At 38.2% G+C, this 24,995-nt stretch carries 26 protein-coding genes; 13 read left to right on the top strand and 13 right to left on the bottom strand.

Annotation, left to right across the window (positions count from 1 at the left end):
* Positions 1-32 precede the first annotated feature (32 nt).
* The 3 genes from pcaC to pcaG are packed head-to-tail and all read left to right on the top strand — an operon-like array spanning position 33 to position 1,836.
* Positions 33-431 (top strand): 4-carboxymuconolactone decarboxylase, encoded by a 399-nt coding sequence (gene pcaC / locus FTV32_RS04215; protein ID WP_035269644.1) that lies wholly within the window; start codon positions 33-35, stop codon positions 429-431.
* Positions 432-466: 35 nt separating this feature from the next.
* Positions 467-1,192 carry a protocatechuate 3,4-dioxygenase subunit beta gene (gene pcaH, locus FTV32_RS04210; RefSeq protein ID WP_092766916.1) on the top strand — a complete coding sequence of 242 codons (726 nt, stop codon included), beginning with the start codon at positions 467-469 and terminating at the stop codon, positions 1,190-1,192.
* Between the two features lie 14 nt (positions 1,193-1,206).
* A complete protein-coding gene (gene pcaG, locus FTV32_RS04205) occupies positions 1,207-1,836 on the top strand; it encodes a protocatechuate 3,4-dioxygenase subunit alpha (protein ID WP_092766915.1) in 630 nt (209 codons plus the stop codon).
* A gap of 119 nt (positions 1,837-1,955) precedes the next feature.
* On the opposite strand, the gene FTV32_RS04200 is transcribed toward pcaG, so the two are convergent.
* From FTV32_RS04200 to FTV32_RS04165, 8 genes are all read right to left on the bottom strand, one after another.
* Entirely contained in the window at positions 1,956-3,305 is a 1,350-nt protein-coding gene (locus tag FTV32_RS04200; protein WP_180028011.1) for an MFS transporter, read from the bottom strand.
* Positions 3,306-3,319: 14 nt separating this feature from the next.
* A complete protein-coding gene (locus FTV32_RS04195) occupies positions 3,320-3,706 on the bottom strand; it encodes a PaaI family thioesterase (RefSeq protein ID WP_180028010.1) in 387 nt (128 codons plus the stop codon).
* A gap of 22 nt (positions 3,707-3,728) precedes the next feature.
* Entirely contained in the window at positions 3,729-4,262 is a 534-nt protein-coding gene (locus tag FTV32_RS04190) for a DUF3237 domain-containing protein (protein WP_180028009.1), read from the bottom strand.
* 52 nt (positions 4,263-4,314) lie between these two features.
* Positions 4,315-5,568: an OprD family outer membrane porin gene (locus tag FTV32_RS04185; protein ID WP_180028008.1), complete on the bottom strand. Its 1,254-nt coding sequence runs from the start codon at positions 5,566-5,568 to the stop codon at positions 4,315-4,317.
* 48 nt (positions 5,569-5,616) lie between these two features.
* On the bottom strand, positions 5,617-6,756 hold the full coding sequence (locus FTV32_RS04180; protein ID WP_180028007.1) for an acyl-CoA dehydrogenase family protein: 1,140 nt from the start codon (positions 6,754-6,756) through the stop codon (positions 5,617-5,619).
* A 72-nt stretch (positions 6,757-6,828) separates the two neighbouring features.
* Positions 6,829-8,715: a feruloyl-CoA synthase gene (locus tag FTV32_RS04175; protein ID WP_180028006.1), complete on the bottom strand. Its 1,887-nt coding sequence runs from the start codon at positions 8,713-8,715 to the stop codon at positions 6,829-6,831.
* A gap of 78 nt (positions 8,716-8,793) precedes the next feature.
* Positions 8,794-10,245 (bottom strand): aldehyde dehydrogenase, encoded by a 1,452-nt coding sequence (locus FTV32_RS04170; RefSeq protein ID WP_180028005.1) that lies wholly within the window; start codon positions 10,243-10,245, stop codon positions 8,794-8,796.
* A 49-nt stretch (positions 10,246-10,294) separates the two neighbouring features.
* Complete coding sequence (locus FTV32_RS04165) at positions 10,295-11,128, bottom strand: p-hydroxycinnamoyl CoA hydratase/lyase (protein ID WP_035270071.1); 834 nt, start codon at positions 11,126-11,128, stop codon at positions 10,295-10,297.
* 271 nt (positions 11,129-11,399) lie between these two features.
* On the opposite strand from FTV32_RS04165, the gene mhpT reads away from it, so the two are divergent.
* The 3 genes from mhpT (at position 11,400) to FTV32_RS04150 (ending at position 13,971) form a co-directional block, all read left to right on the top strand.
* Positions 11,400-12,632: a 3-(3-hydroxy-phenyl)propionate transporter MhpT gene (mhpT, locus tag FTV32_RS04160; RefSeq protein WP_180028004.1), complete on the top strand. Its 1,233-nt coding sequence runs from the start codon at positions 11,400-11,402 to the stop codon at positions 12,630-12,632.
* 64 nt (positions 12,633-12,696) lie between these two features.
* Complete coding sequence (locus tag FTV32_RS04155; protein WP_179997673.1) at positions 12,697-13,155, top strand: MarR family winged helix-turn-helix transcriptional regulator; 459 nt, start codon at positions 12,697-12,699, stop codon at positions 13,153-13,155.
* Positions 13,156-13,281: 126 nt separating this feature from the next.
* Positions 13,282-13,971: a GntR family transcriptional regulator gene (locus tag FTV32_RS04150; RefSeq protein WP_180028003.1), complete on the top strand. Its 690-nt coding sequence runs from the start codon at positions 13,282-13,284 to the stop codon at positions 13,969-13,971.
* 50 nt (positions 13,972-14,021) lie between these two features.
* On the opposite strand, the gene FTV32_RS04145 is transcribed toward FTV32_RS04150, so the two are convergent.
* The 3 genes from FTV32_RS04145 to FTV32_RS04135 all read right to left on the bottom strand — a co-directional run bounded on the left by FTV32_RS04145 (position 14,022) and on the right by FTV32_RS04135 (position 16,547).
* Entirely contained in the window at positions 14,022-14,963 is a 942-nt protein-coding gene (locus FTV32_RS04145) for a PDR/VanB family oxidoreductase (protein ID WP_180028002.1), read from the bottom strand.
* A gap of 51 nt (positions 14,964-15,014) precedes the next feature.
* The gene (locus FTV32_RS04140; protein WP_035269112.1) at positions 15,015-16,079 is read right to left on the bottom strand and encodes an aromatic ring-hydroxylating dioxygenase subunit alpha; all 1,065 of its coding nucleotides are present in this window, start codon (positions 16,077-16,079) and stop codon (positions 15,015-15,017) included.
* Between the two features lie 267 nt (positions 16,080-16,346).
* Positions 16,347-16,547: a hypothetical protein gene (locus FTV32_RS04135; protein WP_035269110.1), complete on the bottom strand. Its 201-nt coding sequence runs from the start codon at positions 16,545-16,547 to the stop codon at positions 16,347-16,349.
* 353 nt (positions 16,548-16,900) lie between these two features.
* Between FTV32_RS04135 and FTV32_RS04130 the strand changes: the two genes are divergently transcribed.
* Entirely contained in the window at positions 16,901-17,350 is a 450-nt protein-coding gene (locus FTV32_RS04130; protein ID WP_180028001.1) for a hypothetical protein, read from the top strand.
* A gap of 8 nt (positions 17,351-17,358) precedes the next feature.
* Here FTV32_RS04130 and FTV32_RS04125 read toward each other — a convergent pair whose 3' ends face one another.
* Both FTV32_RS04125 and FTV32_RS04120 read right to left on the bottom strand, forming a co-directional pair.
* Positions 17,359-18,258, bottom strand: a complete 900-nt coding sequence (locus FTV32_RS04125) for an alpha/beta fold hydrolase (protein WP_180028000.1) — start codon at positions 18,256-18,258, stop codon at positions 17,359-17,361.
* Between the two features lie 22 nt (positions 18,259-18,280).
* Positions 18,281-19,072 carry a crotonase/enoyl-CoA hydratase family protein gene (locus FTV32_RS04120; RefSeq protein ID WP_373683291.1) on the bottom strand — a complete coding sequence of 264 codons (792 nt, stop codon included), beginning with the start codon at positions 19,070-19,072 and terminating at the stop codon, positions 18,281-18,283.
* A gap of 173 nt (positions 19,073-19,245) precedes the next feature.
* On the opposite strand from FTV32_RS04120, the gene pnuC reads away from it, so the two are divergent.
* The 6 genes from pnuC to FTV32_RS04090 all read left to right on the top strand — a co-directional run bounded on the left by pnuC (position 19,246) and on the right by FTV32_RS04090 (position 24,989).
* A complete protein-coding gene (gene pnuC / locus FTV32_RS04115; protein ID WP_180027999.1) occupies positions 19,246-19,827 on the top strand; it encodes a nicotinamide riboside transporter PnuC in 582 nt (193 codons plus the stop codon).
* Between the two features lie 101 nt (positions 19,828-19,928).
* Complete coding sequence (locus FTV32_RS04110) at positions 19,929-20,195, top strand: hypothetical protein (protein ID WP_092766902.1); 267 nt, start codon at positions 19,929-19,931, stop codon at positions 20,193-20,195.
* Positions 20,196-20,552: 357 nt separating this feature from the next.
* Entirely contained in the window at positions 20,553-21,686 is a 1,134-nt protein-coding gene (locus tag FTV32_RS04105) for a GGDEF domain-containing protein (RefSeq protein ID WP_035269141.1), read from the top strand.
* A 151-nt stretch (positions 21,687-21,837) separates the two neighbouring features.
* A complete protein-coding gene (gene def / locus FTV32_RS04100; RefSeq protein WP_180028039.1) occupies positions 21,838-22,326 on the top strand; it encodes a peptide deformylase in 489 nt (162 codons plus the stop codon).
* Positions 22,327-22,382: 56 nt separating this feature from the next.
* Positions 22,383-23,543, top strand: a complete 1,161-nt coding sequence (locus tag FTV32_RS04095; protein ID WP_171076794.1) for a GGDEF domain-containing protein — start codon at positions 22,383-22,385, stop codon at positions 23,541-23,543.
* Positions 23,544-23,768: 225 nt separating this feature from the next.
* On the top strand, positions 23,769-24,989 hold the full coding sequence (locus FTV32_RS04090) for a GGDEF domain-containing protein (protein ID WP_180027998.1): 1,221 nt from the start codon (positions 23,769-23,771) through the stop codon (positions 24,987-24,989).
* Positions 24,990-24,995 lie beyond the last annotated feature (6 nt).

The raw sequence follows: 24,995 nt of genomic DNA, 5'->3' as shown, positions 1-24,995 counted from the left end.
AAATAATTTCAATTTTAAAGAGGAACAACCTCATGAATGATGAAGAACGTTATAAGCAGGGGCTAGAAGTCCGTACTGAAGTCTTGGGTGAAGCCCATGTCGGGCGTTCACTTGAAAATTTAAACGAATTTAATGCTGATTTTCAAAACTTTATTAGTCGTTTTGCATGGGGTGAGGTTTGGTCAAGACCAGGACTGCCAAGACACACACGTAGTTTGGTGACGATTGGAATCTTACTTGCATTGGGGCGTGAAGCAGAGCTCAGAATGCATATTCGTGCTTGTTTCAACAATGGCGTTACCAAAGATGATCTTAAAGAATTATTTTTGCATGCGTCTTTATATGCAGGACTTCCTGCAGCCAATGCTGCAATGCATATGGCAGAAGAAGTATTTGCAGAGTTAGGCATTTCGCCTGAGAAAATTAAATAAACGGACGATATTTTAAATTGAATAAGGAGAGGTTCATGTCTCAAATTCTGATGGGTGCTTATGCACAGCGAAATACAGATGATCATCCGCCAGCATATGCGCCGGGATATAAAACCAGTGTATTACGTTCGCCGAAAAATGCACTGATTTCGATTGCGCAAACATTAACCGAGGTTACTGCACCTCACTTTAGCGCAGACTTATTGGGTCCTAAAGACAATGATTTAATTTTAAATTATGCAAAAGATGGTTTACCTGTTGGTGAACGCGTCATTATTCATGGTTATTTACGTGATCAATTTGGTCGTCCTGTCAAAAATGCTCTGATTGAAGTATGGCAAGCAAATGCCTCAGGACGTTATCGCCATCCAAATGATCAGTATGTGGGAGCTATGGACCCTAACTTTGGTGGTTGCGGTCGAATGCTCACAGATGAAAATGGATTCTTCATTTTTAGAACGATAAAGCCAGGACCTTATCCGTGGCGTAACCGTATCAATGAGTGGCGTCCAGCACATATCCATTTTTCTGTGATGGCAGATGGCTGGGCACAGCGTTTGATTTCCCAGTTTTATTTTGAAGGCGATACATTAATTGATAGCTGTCCAATTTTAAAAACTGTTCCTTCAGAACAACAGCGAAGAGCTTTAATTGCGCTCGAAGACAAGAGCAACTTTATTGAAGCAGATAGTCGTTGCTATCGTTTTGACATTACTTTACGTGGTCGTCGTGCGACATATTTTGAAAATGATTTGACTTGATAGGGAGCATCAGGATGAATGGCTGGAAATTTGAAGAATTACATGAAACACCATCTCAAACAGGTGGTCCATATGTCCATATTGGATTAATGCCTAATCAAGCTGGTATAGAAGTATTTGAGCATAGCTTCAATAATCAAATGGTGAAAGATGGCACTCAAGGTGAACGTATTCGCCTCGAAGGGCAAGTTTTTGACGGTTTGGGTTTACCACTTCGCGATGTACTCGTAGAAATTTGGCAAGCTGATGCCAATGGTGTTTATCCAAGTCAGCAGGATACGCAAGGGAAGCAGCCAGATCCAAACTTTTTAGGTTGGGGTAGAGCGGGTGCAGATTTTGACACTGGTTTTTGGAGCTTTGATACCATCAAACCAGGTGCTGTTCCTGGACGTAAGGGTTCACAGCAAGCACCACATATCGCGCTGGTTATTTTTGCGCGTGGTATCAATTTAGGTTTACATACTCGAGTTTACTTCGAGGATGAAGCTGAAGCGAATGCGAAAGACCCAATTTTGAATGGTATTGAGTGGGCGCCACGTCGTCAAACACTCATTGCTAAGCGTGAAGAGCGTGATGGTCAGATCGTTTATCGTTTCGATATTCGTATTCAAGGTGAAAATGAAACTGTATTCTTTGATATTTAAACTTTGAACAAGAAATTAAAAAGGTCAGTGATTTCACTGACCTTTTGTTGTTTCTATCAATAGATTTTGATGAAACAACTTATCTTAACAATACAAAGTTATATATTCGTGAGCATAAATTATTGAGGCTCTTTTTGTAAAACGACATATGGTGTATTTACTACGGATTTTTGTTTTAACTTATAGATGATGAAAATGGCAATAGCTGCTAAAACAAATGCAAAACCAAAATTTCCGTACAATTCTAAAGGCGAGTTCCCTAGGTCTAAAAAGTATCCCGCAATGATTGGAGAGAAAATACCACCAAAACGACCAACACCAGTTGCAATCCCCACGCCTGTTGATCGTACATCTGCCTCATAGAGCTGTGTAGAAATGGCATAGATTCCAGCTAAACAGCCATTAATAAAGAATCCTAGCGTTGTGGCAACGATGATTAATATATTTAAATTATCTGTATTGTTCACAAACAATACAATACATACGTACGTGAGGATTAAAAAGGCAATTTGATTGATGTATACGCTGACTTTAGAACTAAGAACACCAATGATAAAACTACCTAAAATACCACCCACGCTGATCATCATGGCAGTTTTAATAGATAATGAGTTATCTAGACCAGAACTATTGAGAATTTTAGGTGTCCAGCCCATCACGAAATAAAAACCAAAAAGAATAAAGAATATAGAAACCCATAATACAAGGGATTTAACTAAATACTTGTGGTTAAATATTTCTACGTAAGAAGACTTTTGATTTTCTTTGTATGCTTTAGGGAGTGCGAGAATTGGTTTTTTATGCATTTTAGAGAAAATTTGATTCAATTTTTCCAAAGCATGTTTTGGTTGTTTTATTAATAAATAATCGATCGATTCTGGTAAAAATTTCAATGAGCAAAGAAAAGCAAATGTAGTAACGAATCCACCAATTAGAAATACTTGTCTCCAACCGATACTTTCTAAGCTATATACAGCAAGTAGTGCTCCGCTAATTGCTCCAATCCCATAACCAGCAGATAATATACCAACACTAAAACTTTTATATTTAGTCGGAGAATATTCACTGGCCAAAATCATAGCACTGATTTGAACACCACCAATACCAACACCAGTGAGAAATCTGCACAGAACCAATTGCTTAAAATCGGTGGCAAATGCAGATGCAAACATGCTCAAACCACAGATTAAGAGACAAAGATTAATCAAATTACGTCTACCGATTTTATCTGCGAGAGGTGCAAGTAAAAATGAACAGACGGTCATACCAATTAAACCAGCACTGATTAAAGTTCCTATATTAGTACCAGTTAATGAAAACTCATTGGCAACTGAACTTGCCAAATAAGCCATTATCATGAAATCGAATCCATCGATAATGTATAAAATAAAACAGAAAAAAACGACGAATTTTTGATATGAACTTATTTTGTCATTATCGACACAATCCTTTAATTTTAAGATATCCATTCTTTTTTTAATCCTTATAGAACCATAAATGCAGCACTGGTTTTTGCCACTAACTTTCCATGCTGCCAAGCTTCACTTTCAATGCTTAAAATTTTACGTCCTTCTTTGATGAACCACGCTTTTGCCAATACTTCACCAACTTCACATGGTCTGAAGAAATCAATTGTTAAATTAATTGTGGCAGCTGGTTTTTCTGTTTGATTTAAGGCAGCTAAAATTCCCATTGCATCATCAAGCATGGCGCAGATCATGCCTCCTTCAACACTTCCCCTAGGATTAGTAAAACTTTCAAGAGCAGTATATTGAACTGAAATTTCTCGCTTTTCCTTGTCCCACTGAAGTTGATGACCACCCAATAAATGATGAATAGGGGGTAAATTAGATAAAACTTGTTCGTCCATTGAAAAGTACTCCTTTTAATATTTATTTCACTGCAAATGCATCATAGATCACGGCTTTTCCGAGACGCATTGCACTTCCAACTGCAATTGTCTGATTTAACCATGCATATTTTTCTGAGCTAGTTTCAAACTGCATGGTTAACTTGAAGTAATATTGAGTGGGATTAACATCTTCGCCACGACTTAATTGTTCTAGTACTTGTGGTGAAGCATGGCGATAACCTTTAGTTTGTAAATAAATCAGAGCACCATCATCAGTTTCTAATAAATAGCGCGTATCTATATATGCCAACCCTTTGCTATCGACCTTTTGCCAATCTGCACCATTGTTAAGAATACGCCCCTTCAAACTTGGTCCAGAAAAAGTTCCTCCAGTGATCGGGATAATGCGTCTTTGCCCTAAATCTGAAGTTTTACCGAGTTCCCAAACTGGGGCTGTGAGTTCAACATTGAATGTCGCAAGGGGTTCAAGTTTTATGGGTTGTGGTGAATATTGGGTATTTGCCAAACTTAATGCACTGGTGGTACAGACCAATAAGCCGATTAAATATTTCATACTTATTATCCTTAGAGAGGGTAGGGTTCCTCAGTAAAGAACCCTTTTGTTATTATTTAAATTTCCACGTGTAATCAATATTGATACGAGTTTCATTGGCTGGCTTAATATTGGCGGTAATTGGCATATCATTATCGTAGATCGCATAACGCGCGCGTAAACCTAAATTTTTTAGTGGGCCATTTTGAACTGTGTAAGCTAGATCAAAATCCAATTCATCTTCCGAAAAATCTGTACCACCCAACTGTGGTGCGTAAATATTGCTACCATGGGTATAGCGGGTCATAAAACGAAGACCTGGAATATAGTCTTTAAAATCGTATTCATAACGCAGGCTATAAACACGCTCTTTCGCATTCAAAAACTCACCAGTCCAAGTATCAATTGCTAGTCCAGTTTCTCCTCCAGTTAAGTACGGAAAAGCAGTATCTCCAAAGTGGTGAAATGTAGAAAAGATAAACTTATGGTTTTGGTGTTGAAGTTCTGAATGGCTATGAAGTAAATTATTGTCAACTAAACCCGCTTTAGCAGTCCCATCTTCATCGCTAATGTAGTAACGCAACTGTGTTGTAAAAGTGGATTGATTAGAGATTGGATATTTATAGGTTATGCCTAACAACGATTGGCGATATAAGTCGTTAACATCCATATGAAATGCAGTCAACCGCAATGGATTATGAGTTAAGTCATAATGTCCACCTAAGTAATACAAATAATCTGTTTCTTCAGAAATATAACGACCATTTACTCCAGAGATTTTTATAGCTTCATAATTTGTAGAATCACGTTGATTGACTTCATCAATATAGGATGCTTGGAGATCCAGACCTTGAATATCTTTAGATTGAACTGCAACACCTCGATACGTTTGAGATAAAAGTCGTGCTGGAGAGCCGACTAAAACAGGAGTCATGGGTTGAAGAGTCCCTATACGTACCTCGGTTTCAGAAACTTTAGCTTTTAAAGTGACTCCAACTTCACCATATTGATCTGCAGGCTCATTGGTTTCCAAGGAACGAATTAAGTTTCCTGTACCTCCATATTTAGCATCAGCATCCAGTTTAAAACCTGCAGTCGCTAATAGATCTAAACCAAAACCAATCGTTCCATCGGTGAATCCAGATTGCGCTTTAAAGATAAATCCTTGTGTCCAGTCTCTTAATGCGGGGTATCTATTGTCAACTTTAAAGTCACGGTCAAAGTAGAAGTTACGTGCAGTTAATTCGACTTTACTTTGGTCGATAAAATTATTTGCAAATACTGGAGCGGTACATAATAGAAGTGGTGTGATCCATAATTTTTTCATCTTTATTTCATCCTGAAATAGTATTAATACATAGAGGTAATCTTTGTGTTATTTTCCTAAAAGTTCTCTTGCAACGATTTCTTTCATAATTTCATTGGTTCCCCCATAAATTTTTTGAACACGTGCATCGACATAAAATCGAGATATTGGATATTCCCGCATGTATCCATATCCCCCGAACAATTGCAGAAGTTGATCAATGACTTCACATTGGGTATCAGTGATGAAGCATTTCAATGCCGCAACTTCGCTTACATCCAATACTCGCTGTTGATAAAGCGACTTACATTTTTCGACAAAGGCTTCGGCTGCTAGAGTTTTAATTTTGGCTTGAGCGATTACAAAACGAGTATTTTGAAATTGTGCAATTGATTGTCCAAAAGCTTTACGTTCGAGGACATATTCTTGAGTAATTTCTAAAGCACCTTGCAAAGCACCTAATGCCATGAGAGAAATACTCAAACGCTCACGTGGAAGTTCTTGCATGAGATAGCTAAAGCCTTGACCTTCCTGACCTAATAATTGGTCTTTAGGAACTCTGACTTGGTCAAAAAATAATTCGGCAGTGTCTTGAGATTGAAGTCCAATTTTTTTTAGACCACGACCTTTTTTTACTCCATCTAAATGAGCATCCACCAATAAAATCGAAATACCTTTAGCTCTTGCTTGAGGATCAGTTTTAGCAACTAAAACTATGAGATCTGCATGTTGACCATTCGATATAAACGTTTTTGAGCCATTTACCACATAATGATCGCCATCTAATAAGGCTTGAGTGCGGATGGCTTGTAGGTCTGAACCTGCATTGGCTTCAGTCATTGCAATAGCTGTAACAACTTCACCGGATACCATTTTAGGTAACCAATATTGTTTTTGATCTTCACTTCCAATATTCTGGATATAGGGTGAAACAAGCTCACTCTGACCACCGATTGCAACGGCTAACGCAGAGAAGCCCGCTCGAGCAGTTTCTTGAACGATCATTTGTGAATAATATATCGGTGCGCCGTAACCTCCATATTGTTCAGGCACATCGACGCATAAAAATCCATTTTGTCCAAGTTGATCCCAAACTTGTCGAGGCATGAGTCCTTGCTCTTCCCATGACTCATAATATGGGGCGACAAACTCTGCTAGGAAGCGTCGATAATTGTCCCGAAACAGCTCAAAATCACTATCTTTCTGCATAGCGTTATCCTAATTTTGAATGCAACTGTCTAAGCAGCGTTTGACTAAACGCTGCTGAATAAAAAAGTTGAGTTAATTTCTAAGGGTTGGAATGCGAATAATGAGTGGATTATTGATGTTTTTTTCGTATAACTCTTCCACCATTGCTATGCGACGTTTCAAGATACCACTTTGATTGAGATTGCCTTTATCAGTGGTTTCTCCTGCATCAAGAAGTGGAGGTTCAATCATGAGATAAAGCATCGAAACGGTATTTGAACTACCTGTCGCATCTTTGTTGAAATCAATTAAAAACTGCTTGAACCACTGTTGAACTTTAGGGTGTAGAAGCACCTCTTTAGCACCAACTAGACTTAAATCTAATCCTGCATACTCAGCGCAATCTGCAATTTTGGGAAATATTAAAAATCCAATCGCACTTAAATTAGAACCAGTAATACAAACATCTTGAATAAATCGATTACCTGTAATGAGAACTTTATTGCGTAAAGTTCCAACATTGACAAAGGTACCTGTATTTAACTTAAAATCTTCAGCTATACGGCCATCATACATGAGTCCCTGACTCGGGTCGGATGGATCCACTAATTTCACTGCATCCCCGGTGCGATAAAAGCCTTCATCATCAAAGATATTAGCTTGTTGTTCCATAGGTAGACGCCAGTAATGTTTCATGACATTTTTACCACGAACACAAAACTCAAGTTTGTCACCATAGGGAACTAATTTAACTTCGCAACCTGGAGCTGGATATCCAATGAACCCAGCCATTACTTTGGGACCAGTTGTAAACACACATGATGGTGCAGTCTCAGTCATCCCCAAACCGCTCATGATACGAATACGTTCTCCACAGTGTGACTGCGCGATTTGGTCAAGTCTGTTCCAACCAGCTTCTGATAGTGCAGCACCAGCAAAAAACAAAATTTTAACTCGACTAAAAAATTTTTCACGTAACTCAGCATCTTGTTCAAGTGCTACGGTTATTTCTTCCCATCCTTTAGGAACGTTTAAATACACAGTAGGTGCAATTTCCTTAAGATTTCTGATGGTTTCTTCCATCTTTCCTGGAACTGGCTTGCCGTCATCAATATAAATTGTGCCGCCGTTATATAATGCGATTCCTACATTATGACTACCACCAAAAGTATGATGCCATGCTAACCAATCAACCAATACTGGGGGGGTCTCTTCAAATTCAGGGAAGGTCTGAAGCAGCATTTGTTGATTGGTACATAGCATCAAATGAGTTGTAGGTACCGCTTTCGGCATTTTAGTTGAGCCAGATGTAAATAGAAATTTCGCTATTTGATGTTCATCAATGGTCTCATAATGATCTTTAATATCACTAATTTCAGAGGAGAGGAGTGAAGAGAAAGCAAGGCAATTTTTCTCACCAAATTTTCCAGAATTCGTAACGATCACAATATCATCTGTATCACAGCAATGTTCAATCGCTTTAGCAAAAGCTTGACCATCATTAGCAAAAACCAAACCTGGTGTTAGAACATCAAACACATGTTTGAGCTTGCCAAAATCCTTAGAAATAAGTGAATAGGCAGGAGAAATTGCAGAGAATGGAATTCCTGCAAGCATTGCTCCCATTGACAAAGTAAGATGCTCTAGATCATTTCCAGATAGAATGACAATAGGACGTTCAGTTGAAAGATGTGAATATTGTTTCAAACTTTGTGCAATACGCCATGCTCGATCTAATGTTTCTGCGTATGTAAGCTTAATCCATTCATCATCATGACCACGTTTTGCTGCGAATACACGATCGGGATGTGTTTGAGCATATTGAATTAAACGGTCAGTAATTTTTTGTGGGTATGGTTTAAGTTGTTCTTTTGGGGAAATATACAAAGTGCCATTTTTAGATTGAAACTTAATCTCGTGACTGCCTAATTTAACAAATCGTTCAGGATATTTATGCGTATGAACCGTCATATTCGACATTGTTTTCACTCCATGTATTTTTAGCTATTCTTTTCCAACGAAAAGAGCTGACTTCATGTCAACTCTTTGAAATATTCGTTAAATAGGGTAGTGACGAGTTTTGGTTTGCATGGTGATCCAACGCAGCTCAGTGAACTCTGCAACTGAGACTTTACTCCCAAATCGTCCATAACCACTTTGTTTCACGCCACCAAAAGGCATTTGCGCTTCATCATGAACGGTTGCACCATTAATATGACAAATACCTGATTCGATACGTTTAGCTACATCTAGAGCTAGGGATAAATCTTGACTAAAAACTGCTGCAGATAATCCAAATTCTGAGTCATTTGCTAAATCGATTGCTTCATCAACAGTTTTAAAACGTTGAACGGTGCACACAGGACCAAAAGACTCTTCGGCATAAATCTGCATATCTTTAGTGACGTCAACTACGATAGTAGGTTGCATCATAGCACCATCAATGCTTAAACCTAGTGGTAAATATGCACCTTTTTCACGTGCATCTTCAATTAAATTTTTGATTCTTGTTGCAGCTTTTAAACTTTCTAGAACGCCCAGGGGTTCTTGACTCTCAAGTGGATTTCCTGCTCTGATATTCTGAACTTTATTGATCAATTTTTCGATGAATTGGTCTGCAATTTTTTCATCCACAAGAACACGCTCTGTCGACATACAGATCTGTCCCTGATTGAAAAAAGCGCCGAAACTGATGGCATTAACGGCTTCGTCCAGGTCCGCTTGCTCCAATACAATGACCGGTGCTTTGCCACCAAGTTCCAGCAACACTGGTTTGAGGTATTTCGCTGCAGTTTGTGCAATTATTCGTCCTACATGCGTTGAACCTGTAAAATTAATTCTTTTAGTCAATGGATGACTGATTAAACGCTCTACAATCTGTGGAGCATCTTGCGGAGCATGAGTAATGACATTGACAACACCATCGCCAATACCTGCTTCATGAAGTACTTCCCCAATTAATCGATGTGTTGCAGGGCAAGCTTCAGATGCTTTAAGTACGACTGTATTCCCACAAGCCAGAGGCATCGCTAAGGCACGAGTGGCTAAGATAACAGGAGCATTCCACGGCGCCATACCAACGATGACACCACATGGAACGCGAACACCCATAGCGATATTGCCAGGAACATCTGATGGAATAATATTTCCATCAATTTGTGTAGTCATGGCTGCCGCTTCTCTCAGCATATTGGCAGCAAGATGGACATTAAAGCCATACCACGTCGCAGTTGAACCTATTTCATGTATTGCAGTTTGAATAAACTGTTCACTTTTTTGATCCATCAAATCTGCAGCTTTAAGCAATTTTAAACGTCGGTCTGTTGGTGATAGAGCAGACCAAGTTTTGAATGCTTCATGCGCTGACTCAATTGCACGATCAACATCGCTTAAAGTCGCTGCTGCACTCGTTGATGCGATTGAGCCATTAATTGGACTGATTCTTTCAAAAGTTTGTCCTGAACTTGCTGCAACAGATTGGCCGTGAATAAGTAACTGTACGTTTTGCATGGTGAATGTTTCCTTACATGTCCATCATGACGAAAAAAGTAGATTCTGCTTAAGCAGGACGTTTATAAGTTTGAAGACCTGGTTTGATTGTTTTGTCATCCAAGAATTGCTTCATACCTTGTGCACGACCACCTTCATCATCACGGTAGTTGCATTGATCCAGTTTGGCGTATAAGTAATCTTCGTTTTGCTCCCAAGTCAGCTCACGACAGCGTTTAAAACCATTCTTCGCAGTACGCAGTACAACTGGATTCTTTTCAAGCAAATTATTTGCCAATTCAGTTACTTCTGCACGTAATTGTGCAAGTGGAACGCTCTTGTTTACTAAGCCCATATTTGCAGCTTCAACACCAGAGAAGGTTTTGCCTGTCATGATGTAGTACATAGAAGCACGATGACCAACTGTATCAGCCATAGCTTTGCTCACTAAGTTACCTGGAGGAATTCCCCAATTCACTTCAGACAAGCCAAATGTAGCTTCATCTGCTGCAATGGCTAGATCACATGCGACTAGTGGTGAGAATCCACCACCGAAGCACCAGCCGTTTACCATTGCAATCGTTGGTTTTGAATAAAAACGAAGTAAATGCCATTGCCAACGTGATGCATCACGACGAATTCGTTCTTGGAAAATTTCTGGCTGGCTGTCAACCTCACGGAAGTACTCTTTCAAGTCCATACCTGCTGTCCAAGAATCCCCAGCACCAGTGAGTACCAAAACACCTGCTTCTGGATCGAGTTCAAGCGTTTCAAGTACATCAATCATTTCTTTATTTAAGGTTGGACTCATCGCATTTTTCTTTTCTGGGCGATTTAAAGTGACCCAAGCAATGCCAGCTTCAACTTTTACATCTACAGTGGACCAGCGATTTTGATAAGACATGATAAGCTCCTTAGTGTTTGTTTTATGTCCTGATGAAATTAAGATAATATCAGTTAAACTTACATACAAGTGTTTTTTTGAATTTTTTATAAAATTTTTATAATAAATTGATATATAAGAAAATAATATTTTAAATGAATTTTATTTAAAAAAAAATATTGATTATTTTATAAGTTTAGGTGATATTTTTTGAGTTGCCTGGACGGAGGCAATACATAGGATGTGTATTTTTTTTAAAGTATTTTAAAAGCTCTAAAAGGGACAATAAAAAATGGAACAAAGTGTAAGTAGTAAGACTAAAGCTACGCTTACACTCGTACTGTGTTTCGCTATCGCTGTATTTGAAGGTTTCGATCTTCAATCAATGGGCGTAGCAGCACCACGGATGCGAGCAGAGTTTGGCTTAGATAATACTCAAATGGCATGGGCGTTTAGCGCGGCAATCTTGGGTACTTTACCTGGTGCATTATTAGGAGGTCGTTACGCTGATAAAATTGGGCGTAAGGCAGTTCTATTGACCAGTATTTTAATTTTTGGAGTGATGTCAGTTCTAACGGCATATGCTTCTGATTACACACTGCTTTTAATCATTCGTTTCTTAACTGGGTTAGGGATGGGTGGTGCTTTACCAATGATGATCACCATGGCATCTGAGGCAGTGTCAGAGAAACATAAAGGCATTGCAGTCAGTATTATGTATAGCGGTATTCCATTTGGTGGAATGTTGACATCATTCGTGGCAATGGGTTTAGCTGGTGATGCGCAATGGAGACATATCTTCTACATTGGTGGCTTCGCTCCAATTCTTTTAATTCCTTTGCTAATGAAGTATTTGCCAGAGTCCAAAGACTATTTAACAGCGACGAAGAATAAAACTTCTACTCCATTCTTTGAAGTGTTGTTTGCAAAAGAACGGCGTTTTTCCACGATTCAAATTTGGATCAGTTTTTTCTTTACGTTAGTTGTTTTATATTTTTTACTCAACTGGTTGCCACTATTGATGGGTGCACAAGGTTTAGGAAAAACAGAAGCGAACTATGTTCAAATTGGTTACAACATCGGTGGTATCTTCGGGTCGATTCTCATGGGAACTTTACTTGATAAGATTCGCATGAGTACTGTAATTAAATTTATATATATTGGCATCTTGTTATCACTGTGCTGTCTTGCAATATCTCCAACTGTTGCTTTACTTGTATTGTCTGCTGTGGGTTGTGGTCTATTTATTGTAGGTGGCCAATCAGCGCTCTATGGATTGGCAGCGATGTTCTATCCAACAGAAATGCGTGGCACGGGCGTAGGAGCTGCAGTCGCAGTAGGGCGTATAGGATCTTTTGCAGGGCCACTATTTGCTGGCATGCTACTGTCGTTAGGTTCTAGTTCAGCAATGGTCATTGGTGCAAGTATTCCACTGATTTTATTTGCAGCTATAGCGGCATTAATGCTTGTACGCAAGCCACGGGCAGAGCAGTCTGATCCAGTGCTAAATATAACTACACGTTAAACATATGTTAAAAGTATGATTACGACAGTAGTCATACTTTTGTTCATCTATTAAGGATTATAAAATGTCAGAAGTTAATCATTCGATTCCGACACTGAGCTATATAATTGCAAGGGTTGATCGTATTGTGAGTAAACTTTTAACTGAACGTTTAAAAGACTTAGATATCACCTTATCTCAGTTTACAGCATTGTCAGTTATCGCTGCGAAAGGCAATCTATCTAATGCAAAACTTGCAGAACGTTCATTTATTAAACCGCAATCTACCAATAAAATTCTACAAGATTTACAAAACCACGATTGGATCAGTAGAGCTTCAGATCCCTCACATGGACGAAGAATTTTAATTAATGTAACGCCTAAAGGATTTGAAAAACTCGAACAATGTCGAAACATTGTTAATGAGATAGAACAAAAAATGTTAGATGGGGTAGATATCCATTTAGCTTATTTAATTCGAAACAATCTAGAGTTAATGGCAACCAATCTTCAAAAAATAAATATTGATGATACGAACTCATAATCACCTCAGTTATCAAAAATAGAATAGTGAATTTCCGGCCTAAAAGAGTCCTTTAAGTCAACAGAGATTGATATTCCAAATCTGACTCGTTAGGATCAATCATGATCAAAAAAATTGAGTAGTTATATGTCTTCAGGGCAGCAAGTGTTAATTGAACTTCGCAAAATGATTATTTCTGGGGAGATTGCAGGAGGTTCTCGTTTGGCTGAAATTCCGACTGCTGAAATGCTAGGTGTATCACGTCAACCCATTCGAATGGCTTTTCGGCTTTTAGAGCAAGAAGGCTTACTCGTTAAAAATCCAACTCGAGGCTATACTGTTCGAGAAATTTCATCCAAATTAGTTCATGATGCGTTGCATGTACGTGGCGTTTTAGAAGGTCTAGCTGCAAAAACGCTTGCTGAAAAAGGCATGACGATAGATCAACATCAAACACTTTTGAATTGTATTACGCAAATTGATTCCATATTCAATAAACCAGAATTAACAAGCGATGATTTAGAAACCTACCATCATTACAACACTATTTTTCACAATACTATTATTCAAGGCTCGGATAATATTGCAATTGTGCAAGCACTTAGTAAAAACAATCAGTTACCTATGGCATCTGCACAAGCACTGACTTATGATAAAAATAATGCGCTGTCTGAAATTCGTCGTTTGCAATATGCGCATATCCAACACTGCTCAATATTCAATGCATTAAAGCAACAAGACTCAGCACGCGCTGAAAGTTTAATGCGTGAGCATAGTCATGTGGTTACTTTAGGGGAGACTATGCGTTCAATATTTCACACAGATGGGTCTATATAAGAAACCCTTCAATTAATGAAGGGCTACACTTGAAAATCTATCGATCCAAATTAAACATCAATGATAATTCGTTGAGATTTGGCTCTTGAGCAACAAGGTGTGAATTGATCATTTGCAGCTTGTTCCTCTTCAGTTAAATACATATCTCTGTGATCAATTTCACCTTCAACTACATTTACTAAGCAAGTGCCACAAATACCTTGTTCACAAGATAAAGGGATACAGATTCCAGCATGTTCTAAAGCTTGTGCTGCAGATTGATCAGCTGCGACATGAATACGTTGCCCTGTTTTTAAAATCTCAATTTCAAAACTGCCATCTTGACTGGTATCAATAGCTTGTGCGCTGAAATGCTCTTTATGTACTTGATGACTAGGCCAAGAGAGCGTATCTGCGGTATGGATCACATAGTTCATAAAACCATCTGGGCCACATACATAAATATGATGATCGATATGAGGAGAGGCAAAGACTGTATTCAAAAGAATATGTGTTTCAGGTTCATCATCAATATGGATGTGGACGGAATCTCCTAGAGCCTCTAAATCTTGTTGGAATGCAATAGAAGCTCTCGTTTTCACAAAATACAGTAATTGGAAGGACTGATTATTGCGTTTAAGCTCTTTAGCCATTGCTAAGATAGGAGTGATACCGATTCCACCTGCACACAAATATGCATATTCTGTCTCAGGAACCAAGGCAAACAAATTTCGTGGTTCACTAATCTTGAGCTGCTGACCCTCACGAAGTTGTTCATGAATAAATTTAGAACCACCACGTGATAAAGGATCATTCAGGACACCAATGACGTAACGGTGCTGCTCTGAACTACAATTTGCCAAAGAATACTGTCTAATTAATTGATTACCTAAGTGCACATCAATATGTGCACCGGCTTGAAAAGCTGGTAATAATTCACCATGGGTGTTTACCAGTTCGAAAGATAAAATGTGTTCATTATGACGATAAATCTTCTGAATAGTCACATCCATGTGAGTATCGCTCCTTGGTAAAATGAAAAACTGATAAAATGTGGGTTTACTTTAAACAACATTCAAAGTTGTAATTTTCTGCTCATCATTCGTTTGCTCTAAGCTGATCAAGCGGTCTATTACTTTTCGAGATTGAACACCGCCTGCATCAATATTCAGCATCAGCAATTTACGATCAGGATGTCTCAATAAATTCTGTTGCTGTTGTTCAAGCATATCTAAATCTTCCGAGAAAATTTTGCCCTGTCCCTCACGAATTTGGTTAGTTAATTCGATGTTGTCAGGTTGGAAGTGTCGAGCCATTCCCCAGAAATACCAGTGAGACGTTTCCGTTTCAGGGGTAATAAAATCTACAACGATTGAAGACACTTTTTTATTTTCCGGTGCGTTGTAACCACCATGTCCTGCGTGGGCAACACCAACTTCAATATGAACATTGCTAGGTGCATGAAAGTGACAAATTTGCCAACGGTCTACTAGAACATCTGCAGCGAGATTATTACCTTTTAGAGCCATTTGCCAAAATGGAGGTGCATAAATGTTTTCCATATGACGTTCAGTCACAACGTGGTCACCATCAACACGAGTGGTTGGTGCAGCTTCATCAATTTCTTTTTGACCAATGCTGTTTGCATGAACATATGTTTCATGGGTGAGATCCATTAAGTTATCAATCATCAAGCGGTAATCACAGTTGATGTGGAATAGTCCACCACCATAGGCCCATTCTGGATTTTCAGCCCACTCTAAAGTTGGGAGTTGATCTTCACTTGCAAGCGATTGGTCTCCTGGCCATACCCAAATAAAGCCAAATTTTTCAATTGCGCGATAGCTTTTATTGCAAGGAAAGCCACGTACACGTTGCCCAGGCATTGAAACCGTTTTGCCGTCACATCCCATCACTAACCCATGATAACCACAGACCAGTTGACCATCTTCAACAAAGCCTAATGACAAAGGTGCACCGCGATGTGGGCAAAAATCTTCAACGGCATGTATTTGGTTTTCTTTTCCACGATAAAAAACCATTTTTTCACCGCAAATTTGTCTTCCTAGAGGCTTATCTTGTACTTCTTCAGGTCGTGCCGCCACATACCAAGCATTTTTTACAAACATGAGTTGATCTCCTTATCAATTGGATCCAATAATTCTATTTTTTAGATAGAAAGTCAATAATAATCTTTAAAAATAAATATTTTGGATCCATTTTTGAGAGAGCATTTAAATAATAATTATTTTTGAGCAAAAATGATGGCAAATCACCATCCAAGAATATGGCGAAATTGATTCATTGTCAGAGAGGGCACGAGGGTTAATTTATTAAACAAAAAATGCTTAAACTTGATCGATTATTGGGATTTAATTTTTAGCTTCATTAGAAAATTAAAATTGACCTAATTTTTTCATTTGACGACGACGTCTCGTGAGCCCCAAGATTTCTTGGCGATCTTGAATTTCTTGAGCAGAATAAGGAAGCGTCTGTTGCAATGCTTCGAGTTGAAGATGACTGTTTTCAATGAGGAAGCAATCGTGCTCAACTGGCCATGCACTGGTAATGGGTTTGCGTTTACGGGAATAGTTCATGGTTAAATTATAAAATTTGAGAAAAGAATAGTGTAGATGCGTATCAAGTTAAACGACAAAACATGTCGTAATGATTTAGAACACTAAGATTTTAAACCCTATTTTAATGAGAATCTTTCAACGTACTTTTAAGTCATATTAATTGAATAAAATTACCTAGATTTACACGGTTTACATAACATGTGGATTTTGAAATGAGTTGTTACGTTTCGTGCCATCCCTCTACTGGTTTTTAAGTTAATATTTTAAAAGTTAAAACTTAATAACACCAAGAAAATTAACAATAAAAATAAAGAAATAATCATTTCTGTAATGAACGATTCAATGAATAATCATCGGAATGAGTAAAAAATATGATGCTAATCGTGGTGTGTTTTGCTTTGGTCAGTTGCTATGCCGTATGGCGACTATTATTACAACCTAAATTGATTATGGGGAATACGCAGAGGCACTTTGATTTAACAAAACTCCTCAAGCCTACTGATCTCAGCCAGCCGGCGCGCTTGGTGTATGATACGGATTCTGTCGAAGATATTCGTATGTTTGATGAGGTTGCTAAATTACTGTTTGAGAAACGTGTAAATCATCGTGATATCAAGTTTGCTCAGCAAATTCAATATGAGTTTTTGAACAAGATGCCATCACGAACTTTATGTCAGATCAATCAATTTGATTTAGGTGAGTGGTCGATTTTATGGGAATATCGTAATCAATCCCTTGAATACTATGTGAGTCAATATGGCATCATGTATCGACATACTGACGCACAAGGGGTAGAGCATCAATCTGAATTTATTCAGTAATTTAGAATTTAATCATCAACTAAATTGAGATAATTTTGGAGCATGTCATCCCAAATTTTTTCTGCGCCTTTTTTGAAATATCCCATGTGTCCAATTGCAGGCATTTGATACTGTTTGGCTGTGATATCAATGTAGCGCATATCAGCAGAACGATAATGTTGCATAAAGGCTTGCCTCGAATTTGGGAGAGCCCAATCATCATCTAATGCTGAAACAGCATAAATTTTGGTTTTAACACTTGCATATTGTGCTTTTAAATCTTGTTGCTCGGGGTCAGCGAAAAAATATAACGGATTTTTGCACCAACGACGCCACTGTTGATATACCCCTAAAGGCAGATCAGAGCCCATATTGAATTTACTCCAAGGTAAATAACCTGTGACTGCGACAATGGGTGGAAACACAATACTCCACATCACGGATACTTTGAATCTTTCTGTGAACGGCATATATCCTGCCCAACCTGCACCTGTACCGTAGCAACACATAGCACTGACTTGATGATGATTAGGGGTAAGTCCCAAGGCTTGACCACCATAAGAGTGTGCAGTCACAAATAAGGGGAAAGTATCGCTAGAAAAGTATTCAATGGCACCAGCGAGATCAAGTTTCCCCCAATCCAAATAACTCATTTTAAAACCTTTGAGTTGTGCTGGAGATGATGCCCCCACACCACGATAATCAAAGGTTAGCACTTCAAAACCACGTTCTGCAGCATACTCTGCAAATCTGCGATAAAAAGGTTGGGGAACCGCTGTCGCTGAAGCCACAATAATACGTGCAACAGTCTTCACACCAGATGATAGGTAGCGAGTGCCAGTGAGCATATAGTTATCTAAGGCAGGAAACTGAACTTGAGTTTTATTGATGCTTCTTGGCATCTGGTTCACATTTGGAATGGCTTGCATGTCTATATTTCCCGATATTGAACTATTGACCTTTAAAGCGAGGTTGACGTTTTTCGCTCATTGCTCGCATACCTTCGATTGCATCTTCAGATTGTATTAGTGGAAGAAGATGAGTCTTTAACTGATTAAAAGCGTACTGCTCATCATGTGAAATCGCTTCATGAGCAGCCGTCAATGTGGCTTGAACAGCGAGTGGAGCAGCTGAAGCGATGGATTCGGCGAGTTCAATGGCACGGTCAAGCGGATCTTGTTCTGTTACTTCAGTAATCAAATGAAGTCGAAATGCAGTTGCAGCATCAAAAAAATCCCCCGTCAATAAGTAGCGCATTGCATTAGACCAACCTGCAGTTTTAACGAAGCGTGAAGTTGCTCCGCCAAAGGGGAGGATGCCACGTTGCACTTCAAGTTGAGTAAATTGGGTATTTTGATGGGCAATACAGATATCGGCATTCAACATCAGTTCGATTCCAGCAGTAAAACAATACCCCTTCACAGCGACAACGACTGGTTTTTTTCGTTTACGACCAGTCGTGCCCCATGGGTTAATCAAGTTCATATCTTCCGAAAATATACCATCTGACATACGCGGCTGAAGCTCAACCAGATCTAATCCTGCCGTAAAGTGCTCTCCATGTGCATAAATCACAGCACAGCGTAAATCAGACTGGTCTTCATAGGTGGTAAGTGCTTGTGAAAGTTCATCAATCATAGGACTGTCGAATGCATTGCGCTTCGCAGCACGGTTTAAACCAATCAACATCAGATGATTGCGAATTTCAATGGTTATTCTGGTCGTTTGAGTTGTATTCATCATTATTATTTTCCATTGAGGATATTCTATTTTTAGAGGAGTTTAATGGTTAGGTCAAAACTGTGCAGTTCAAATTGAACAGCGCTAAGTCGTGTTCGTTAAGAATCATGTATGGTGCCATTCAATATGCGTTAGGATAGGCGTATCAAATAAACCACGATCATTTTACGTAGTGTATGAGCCTTTTAGAAATTATTTCAGTATTGATGAGTGTATTGGGTGTAACCCTCACGATTCGCCGTAATATTTGGTGTTGGCCTGTGAATCTCGTGGCTTATGGCTTATATGCAAAGTTATTTTATGACTATCAACTCTATGGTGAAACGATATTGCAATGCGTGTTTATCGGTTTAGGAGTGTATGGTTGGTGGATATGGAAAGCTCAGTTTAAACAGCAAGAGCAACTTGCCATCAATCGTATTCAAGGGTTGAGAATTATCAAACATGTGTTTTTTACAATGTTGGCAGGATTTATTTTTGGTTTAGGTTTGGATTATTTTACGGATGCTTCCATTCCTTATTTAGATGCTCAATTGGCGAGTTTGAGTCTGCTCATTACATATTGGACGTCTAAACGATATTTGGAAATTTGGCCTGCTTGGATCGCAGTGGATATCATCTATGTCATGATGTTTATGTATAAAGATCTATACTTGACGGCTGGTCTTTATGGCGCATTTATTGTTTTAGCCTTATTAGGTTATCTTCAGTGGAAGAAAAAATATCAAGTTCAACAGCAAACCGTCTACTCACTCTGAAAAATTTACATCCTTGGACATTGATTTGAATGATTCGATCTGCAAAATAAAGCAGATCGACGTAACAATAAAATTGAATTTAACCAGTAGACTTTAAATGTATGATTATCCACTTTTGGGAAGCTCGATTTCTGCAATTTGTAAAATCATTACAACAGCATCCTCATCGTTATCTTAATTTTGAATCCGTTGCCGATTTTTATCAAAGTCAGTGGTTAAAAACGCTTCCTCCTCATACTGAATATTTTTGTACTGGATTAGACGATGGTGCAGAGCAATTTGATATTTTGATTCAATATTTGCATCATCAAGTCAGTATTCACATTGCACAAGAAATTAAAGTAATTTATCGAGAACTCGATCTCTAAGAGTTAGGAGTGTGCTTAGCAATTTTTAGCTGAGTCAAATTAAAATGCTTGAGCGTATCGTTAGCTGGATTTAAGCAAAAAAAGCTTTAAAAAAAAATAGAATAAATGGTAAAAAAACCTTGATAAATCCTAATCTTAAGGTTAGATTGTGATAATAAGTGCAATTATAATAAAAAATATGTGATTTTATTCACTATATTTTGTAGGGGTGAAATAGATTTAATGATTACAGAGTTAAATGAAAATATAGTTTATTTTGATGAGCTGTTTCAATTGAGTTAGTTCATTATGTTAAGACTATTCAATCGAATTTTTCGCCCCTATACACTTCATTCATTTATGAATCAAAGTGTGTTGATGAATTGGAGTAACTTAAATAAATGTATTCTGGTCATGGTATTGGGCGGACTTGCACATATCACCTGGATTGCATGGTATTTATTTTCATTTCATCATCCTGCATTACATCATTGGCTCAATCCTGATTATTATTATTTTCACCTATCACGGATGTTGCTGTGCTGTGTATTACAGTTCTTACTGATTATTCCTTGTGTCATATGGCGTCATAAAGAGTGGGTGAGACAATATTTACCTTACTTTATTATTTTGGTATTTTCCGTAAGCTTTATTTATGGTGGCTATTCGGTTGGTATCAGTAGTCCTGCTACAGTTGCGGGATTTATCAGTATTTTAACAGTTGGTCTGGTTTTATTTGAACGCAAGATTGTATATCTGCTTTTTTTACCAGTCATTGTATATATGCTCATTGCAATTGTCAGTAGTGCATTGGGTTATATGACCTACGCACCGGTCTTTAGTGATCAGCTCAATTATTCAGTCATGGTATTTAATGAATTCTGGGTTTATTCACAACTTTATTTTTACGTGCCTATTTTTTTTGCGACTTTTGTATTGTTTGAGATTTTGTTGACGCAATGGAGAAATCGAGAAAAACAAATTAATTTAATGAGTCAAATGGACCCGCTGACGGGGATTTATAACCGTCGAAAAATAGGTTTAGAACTCAATGAAATTCAATTACAAGAACGAAAATTTGCTCTCATTCTGTTAGATCTTGATCATTTTAAGAGTATTAATGATAACTATGGTCATGATATCGGAGACAACGTCTTAAAGCGTGTTGCCAATGTACTACGTCAAAATATACGTGATACAGATATTGTCGGGCGATTTGGTGGTGAAGAGTTTGTGATGCTGTTGCAGAATAAAAACCTCAGAGCTGCGATGGAGGTCGCAGAGCGGTGTCGCAAAGAAATTGAAAATGAGCTCTTTTATATCGATGAACGTACGACGATCAGAGTGACAGCAAGCTTTGGTATAGCCATTTCTGAATTTAATTTAAATAAAGAAGCGGTGATTCGTCATGCAGATCAAGCATTATATCTAGCAAAAAAACGTGGTCGTAATCAGGTTAGACACTACTACGAACTTCAGGATGCTGATGTCATACAAAAAAGTGAAACTTGAGCCGTAAAATTATCAGGTCACAAATTCGTCATTTAAATCAGTTTTACTTCATCTTGAAATGCTTTAAGATTGGTTGACTATTAATCAAATATTTGATTTAAAATTTAAAAAATTATGAAGATCAAATTCTTATCATAATTGAGATGAACGTATTATGACGATACTACCCGTTGCTCAAAAAGGTGAAGTGATCCTTGAATTGGTTGCATCGCCGGTAAGTGAACTTGAGTTTAGTAGTAGCTGGTTAACGCATCTGGTTGAAGCAATGAATTTTACGATGCAACAGCGCAATGGTGTCGGAATTGCTGCACCACAAGTTTATGTCTCTAAAAGGATTATTATCGTCGCTTCAAAACCCAATATACGGTATCCCGATGCGCCTGAGATGGAGCCTATTTACATGATTAATCCTGAAATATTGGAGCGTTCTGATCATGTTGTTTCAGGAGAAGAGGGATGTTTAAGTGTAGAGAATCGACGTGCGGAAGTAGCTCGAGCTTCATCAATCCGTGTCCGTTATCGTAATATGCAAGGACAGGAAATTACTAAGACTTTTTCAGGATTCCCTGCACGAATTATTCAACACGAAATTGACCATCTTGATGGGATCTTGTTTGTAGAGCGAGTTCACGCTGCTTAAAAAGACAATATAAAAGATAAAAGGACAGAATGAAGTTAATCAGGAAGATTCAACATATGATTAAGCGATTGTATCGTATGGCCAATACGTACATCCTTGATCCTCAAAATATGCTGATCAATTGGAGTGATTTTAAAAAGGGACGGCTTATCCTCTTTTTTGGAATTCTAAGCCAACTTGAGGTCGCTCGCTGGTTAATTGTGGCTTTTTATACCCCTGAAAAAGCACAGTGGTTAAATCCTGACTATTTTGAATTACGTGTTACCCAATTGTTGGTGACCTCCGTGATTTATCTTGTCCTGTTTTGGAGTTGTTTCAAGTTTCAGCATATCGCTAAGTTTCAAACCTTCATTGCTTACTTTGCCCCTAGTTTCTTTGGAATGACCATGATTTATTCAGGGTATTCGATTGGAATTTATAGTCCTGCAACAATGGCAGGGTTCATTAGTATTGTATTGGTCGGGTTGGTATTTTATAGCCGTAAAATTATTTATGGGATTGCAATTCCAATTACGATATACACGTTATTAACGTGTTACTTGACGCATATCGATCGAATTCGTTATGCACCTATGTTTAGTGATGAGTTGAATAAAAGTATCGTTTACCAAAATGATTTTTGGGTCATGAGCATGGTACAGCTCTACGTGCCCATTTTACTTATGAGTGTTTTATTCTTTGAGATTTTACTCACCCAATGGCGCAGTCGTGAAAAACAATTCGAAACCAGCAGTAAATTTGATGCGCTGACGAACGTTTATAACCGTCGTCAGATCAATGAAGTGTTATCACATTTTCAGCAGGATCGTGCTGATTATGCTGTGATCTTATTGGATTTGGATCATTTCAAACAAATTAATGATCAATATGGTCATGCAGCAGGAGATGAAGTCCTGAAACAGGTGGCGACGCGTTTGGAATATCATGTTCGTATTGGTGATACGGTTGGACGTTATGGCGGTGAAGAATTTATATTAATTCTGGACAATCTCAGTCGTGATCAAGCGGTTGATATCGCAGAACGTTGCCGTAACGCAATTGCACAGCAGCCGATTGTGCTGGATGATGGAACCTCGTTAAATGTGACGGCAAGCTTTGGTATTGCACTATCCCATGAGTTATCTGATCAAGACGTCATTACGCATTGTGCAGATCACGCTTTATATATTGCCAAAGAAAGCGGACGAAATCAGGTACAGTTATATCAGCCAGCTTAGTTGAATGATTAAATTTCGGTTTTGGTACTACTAACTATAGAGAAACATACGCTTAGGTTTTTTTTATAGCAATGCTTTTGTTTTGGTCAGTGATCATCAAATCCATACCATAAATTGATCTGAACGATAAAGCAGTCTTTTTAATGCTTAAAGCGCATTGACATGATCGCTGAATACATCCAAATTTTAATAAAAATAAATATGAATATTCGATAATACAATTAGATGATGACTCGAGAGAATGAAGTACAACAACAGCGCAGTTTATTGCAAGCTATCAAATATGTCTTGTTAGAATCTGATCGTTCTATTATTAACTGGTCCAACTTTAATAAAGGGATTCTGTTACTTATATTTGGGCTGTTGATGCTCATCGGTCATTGGTTGTGGTACTACCTAACTTTCCATTCAGAATATCAAATTTGGTTAGATCCAGAATATTATCCACATCGGACATGGACCACATGTTTACAAGTGATTTTGACCATGTGTTTTCTGATAATCGCTTTAATGCTTCGTAAAAATGCTACTGCTCGCCGAATCTTGGGCTATTTAATCCCCTTATTTTATGGATTGATTGTCATTTTTTCAGGATACACGGTTGGGATTTATAGTCCTGCGGTGATGGCGGGAACGGTCAATATTGTATTAATTGGTTTTGTGTTATATGAACAGCACATCATCTATAGCGTCTCTTTTATTATTGCTTGTATTATCTTGTGGTTGGCAGTACTGACGGCCAATGGTCAACTGACTTATGCACCATTATTTAGTGATGCACTGAATCAATCTAATTTGTATGCCAATCCTTTTTGGCTGAAAAGTATGGCGGTACTATATTTACCCATACTGTTGTGCTCAGCAGTTTTTTTTGAGTTGATCTTGTCGCAGTGGAGACGACGTGAGCGTAAGATTGAAATACTAAGTCAGAAAGATGCGTTAACCAACCTCTATAACCGTCGTTACATCAATCAGTTTACTAGTAAGTTAATTCAACAAAATCGCAGCTTTGCTTTCATCATCTTAGATCTCGATTTCTTCAAGCAGATTAATGACAATTATGGTCATGATGTTGGTGATCTTGTACTCAAACGTATTGCTCTCATTTTAAAACAGCAAACACGAGAAGAGGATATAGTGGGACGACTCGGTGGTGAAGAGTTTGTTCTAGTACTGACAGATGGTGATATCGACGAAGCATTAATCATCGCAGAACGCTGCCGTCGAACGATCGAAAGTGAAAAAATTGAGATTAGCCCAGCGACTTTTATTCAAGTGACCGCAAGCTTTGGTGTGGCGATGTCACAAAATTTACCACATCTACACACAGACGAAGTAAAGCAAAGGATTTATAGTGCAGCGGATAAAGCACTATATCTTGCAAAGCAGAATGGTCGTAATCAAGTCAAATGTGACACGATATCGACAGCTGAATTTAACATTTGAGATCTT

The organism is Acinetobacter sp. YH16032, assembly GCF_013417345.1.
Classification (GTDB): Bacteria; Pseudomonadota; Gammaproteobacteria; order Pseudomonadales; family Moraxellaceae; genus Acinetobacter.
The sequence above is the reverse complement of the archived record's forward strand: the minus strand, read 5'-3'. Positions and strand labels throughout refer to the sequence as shown.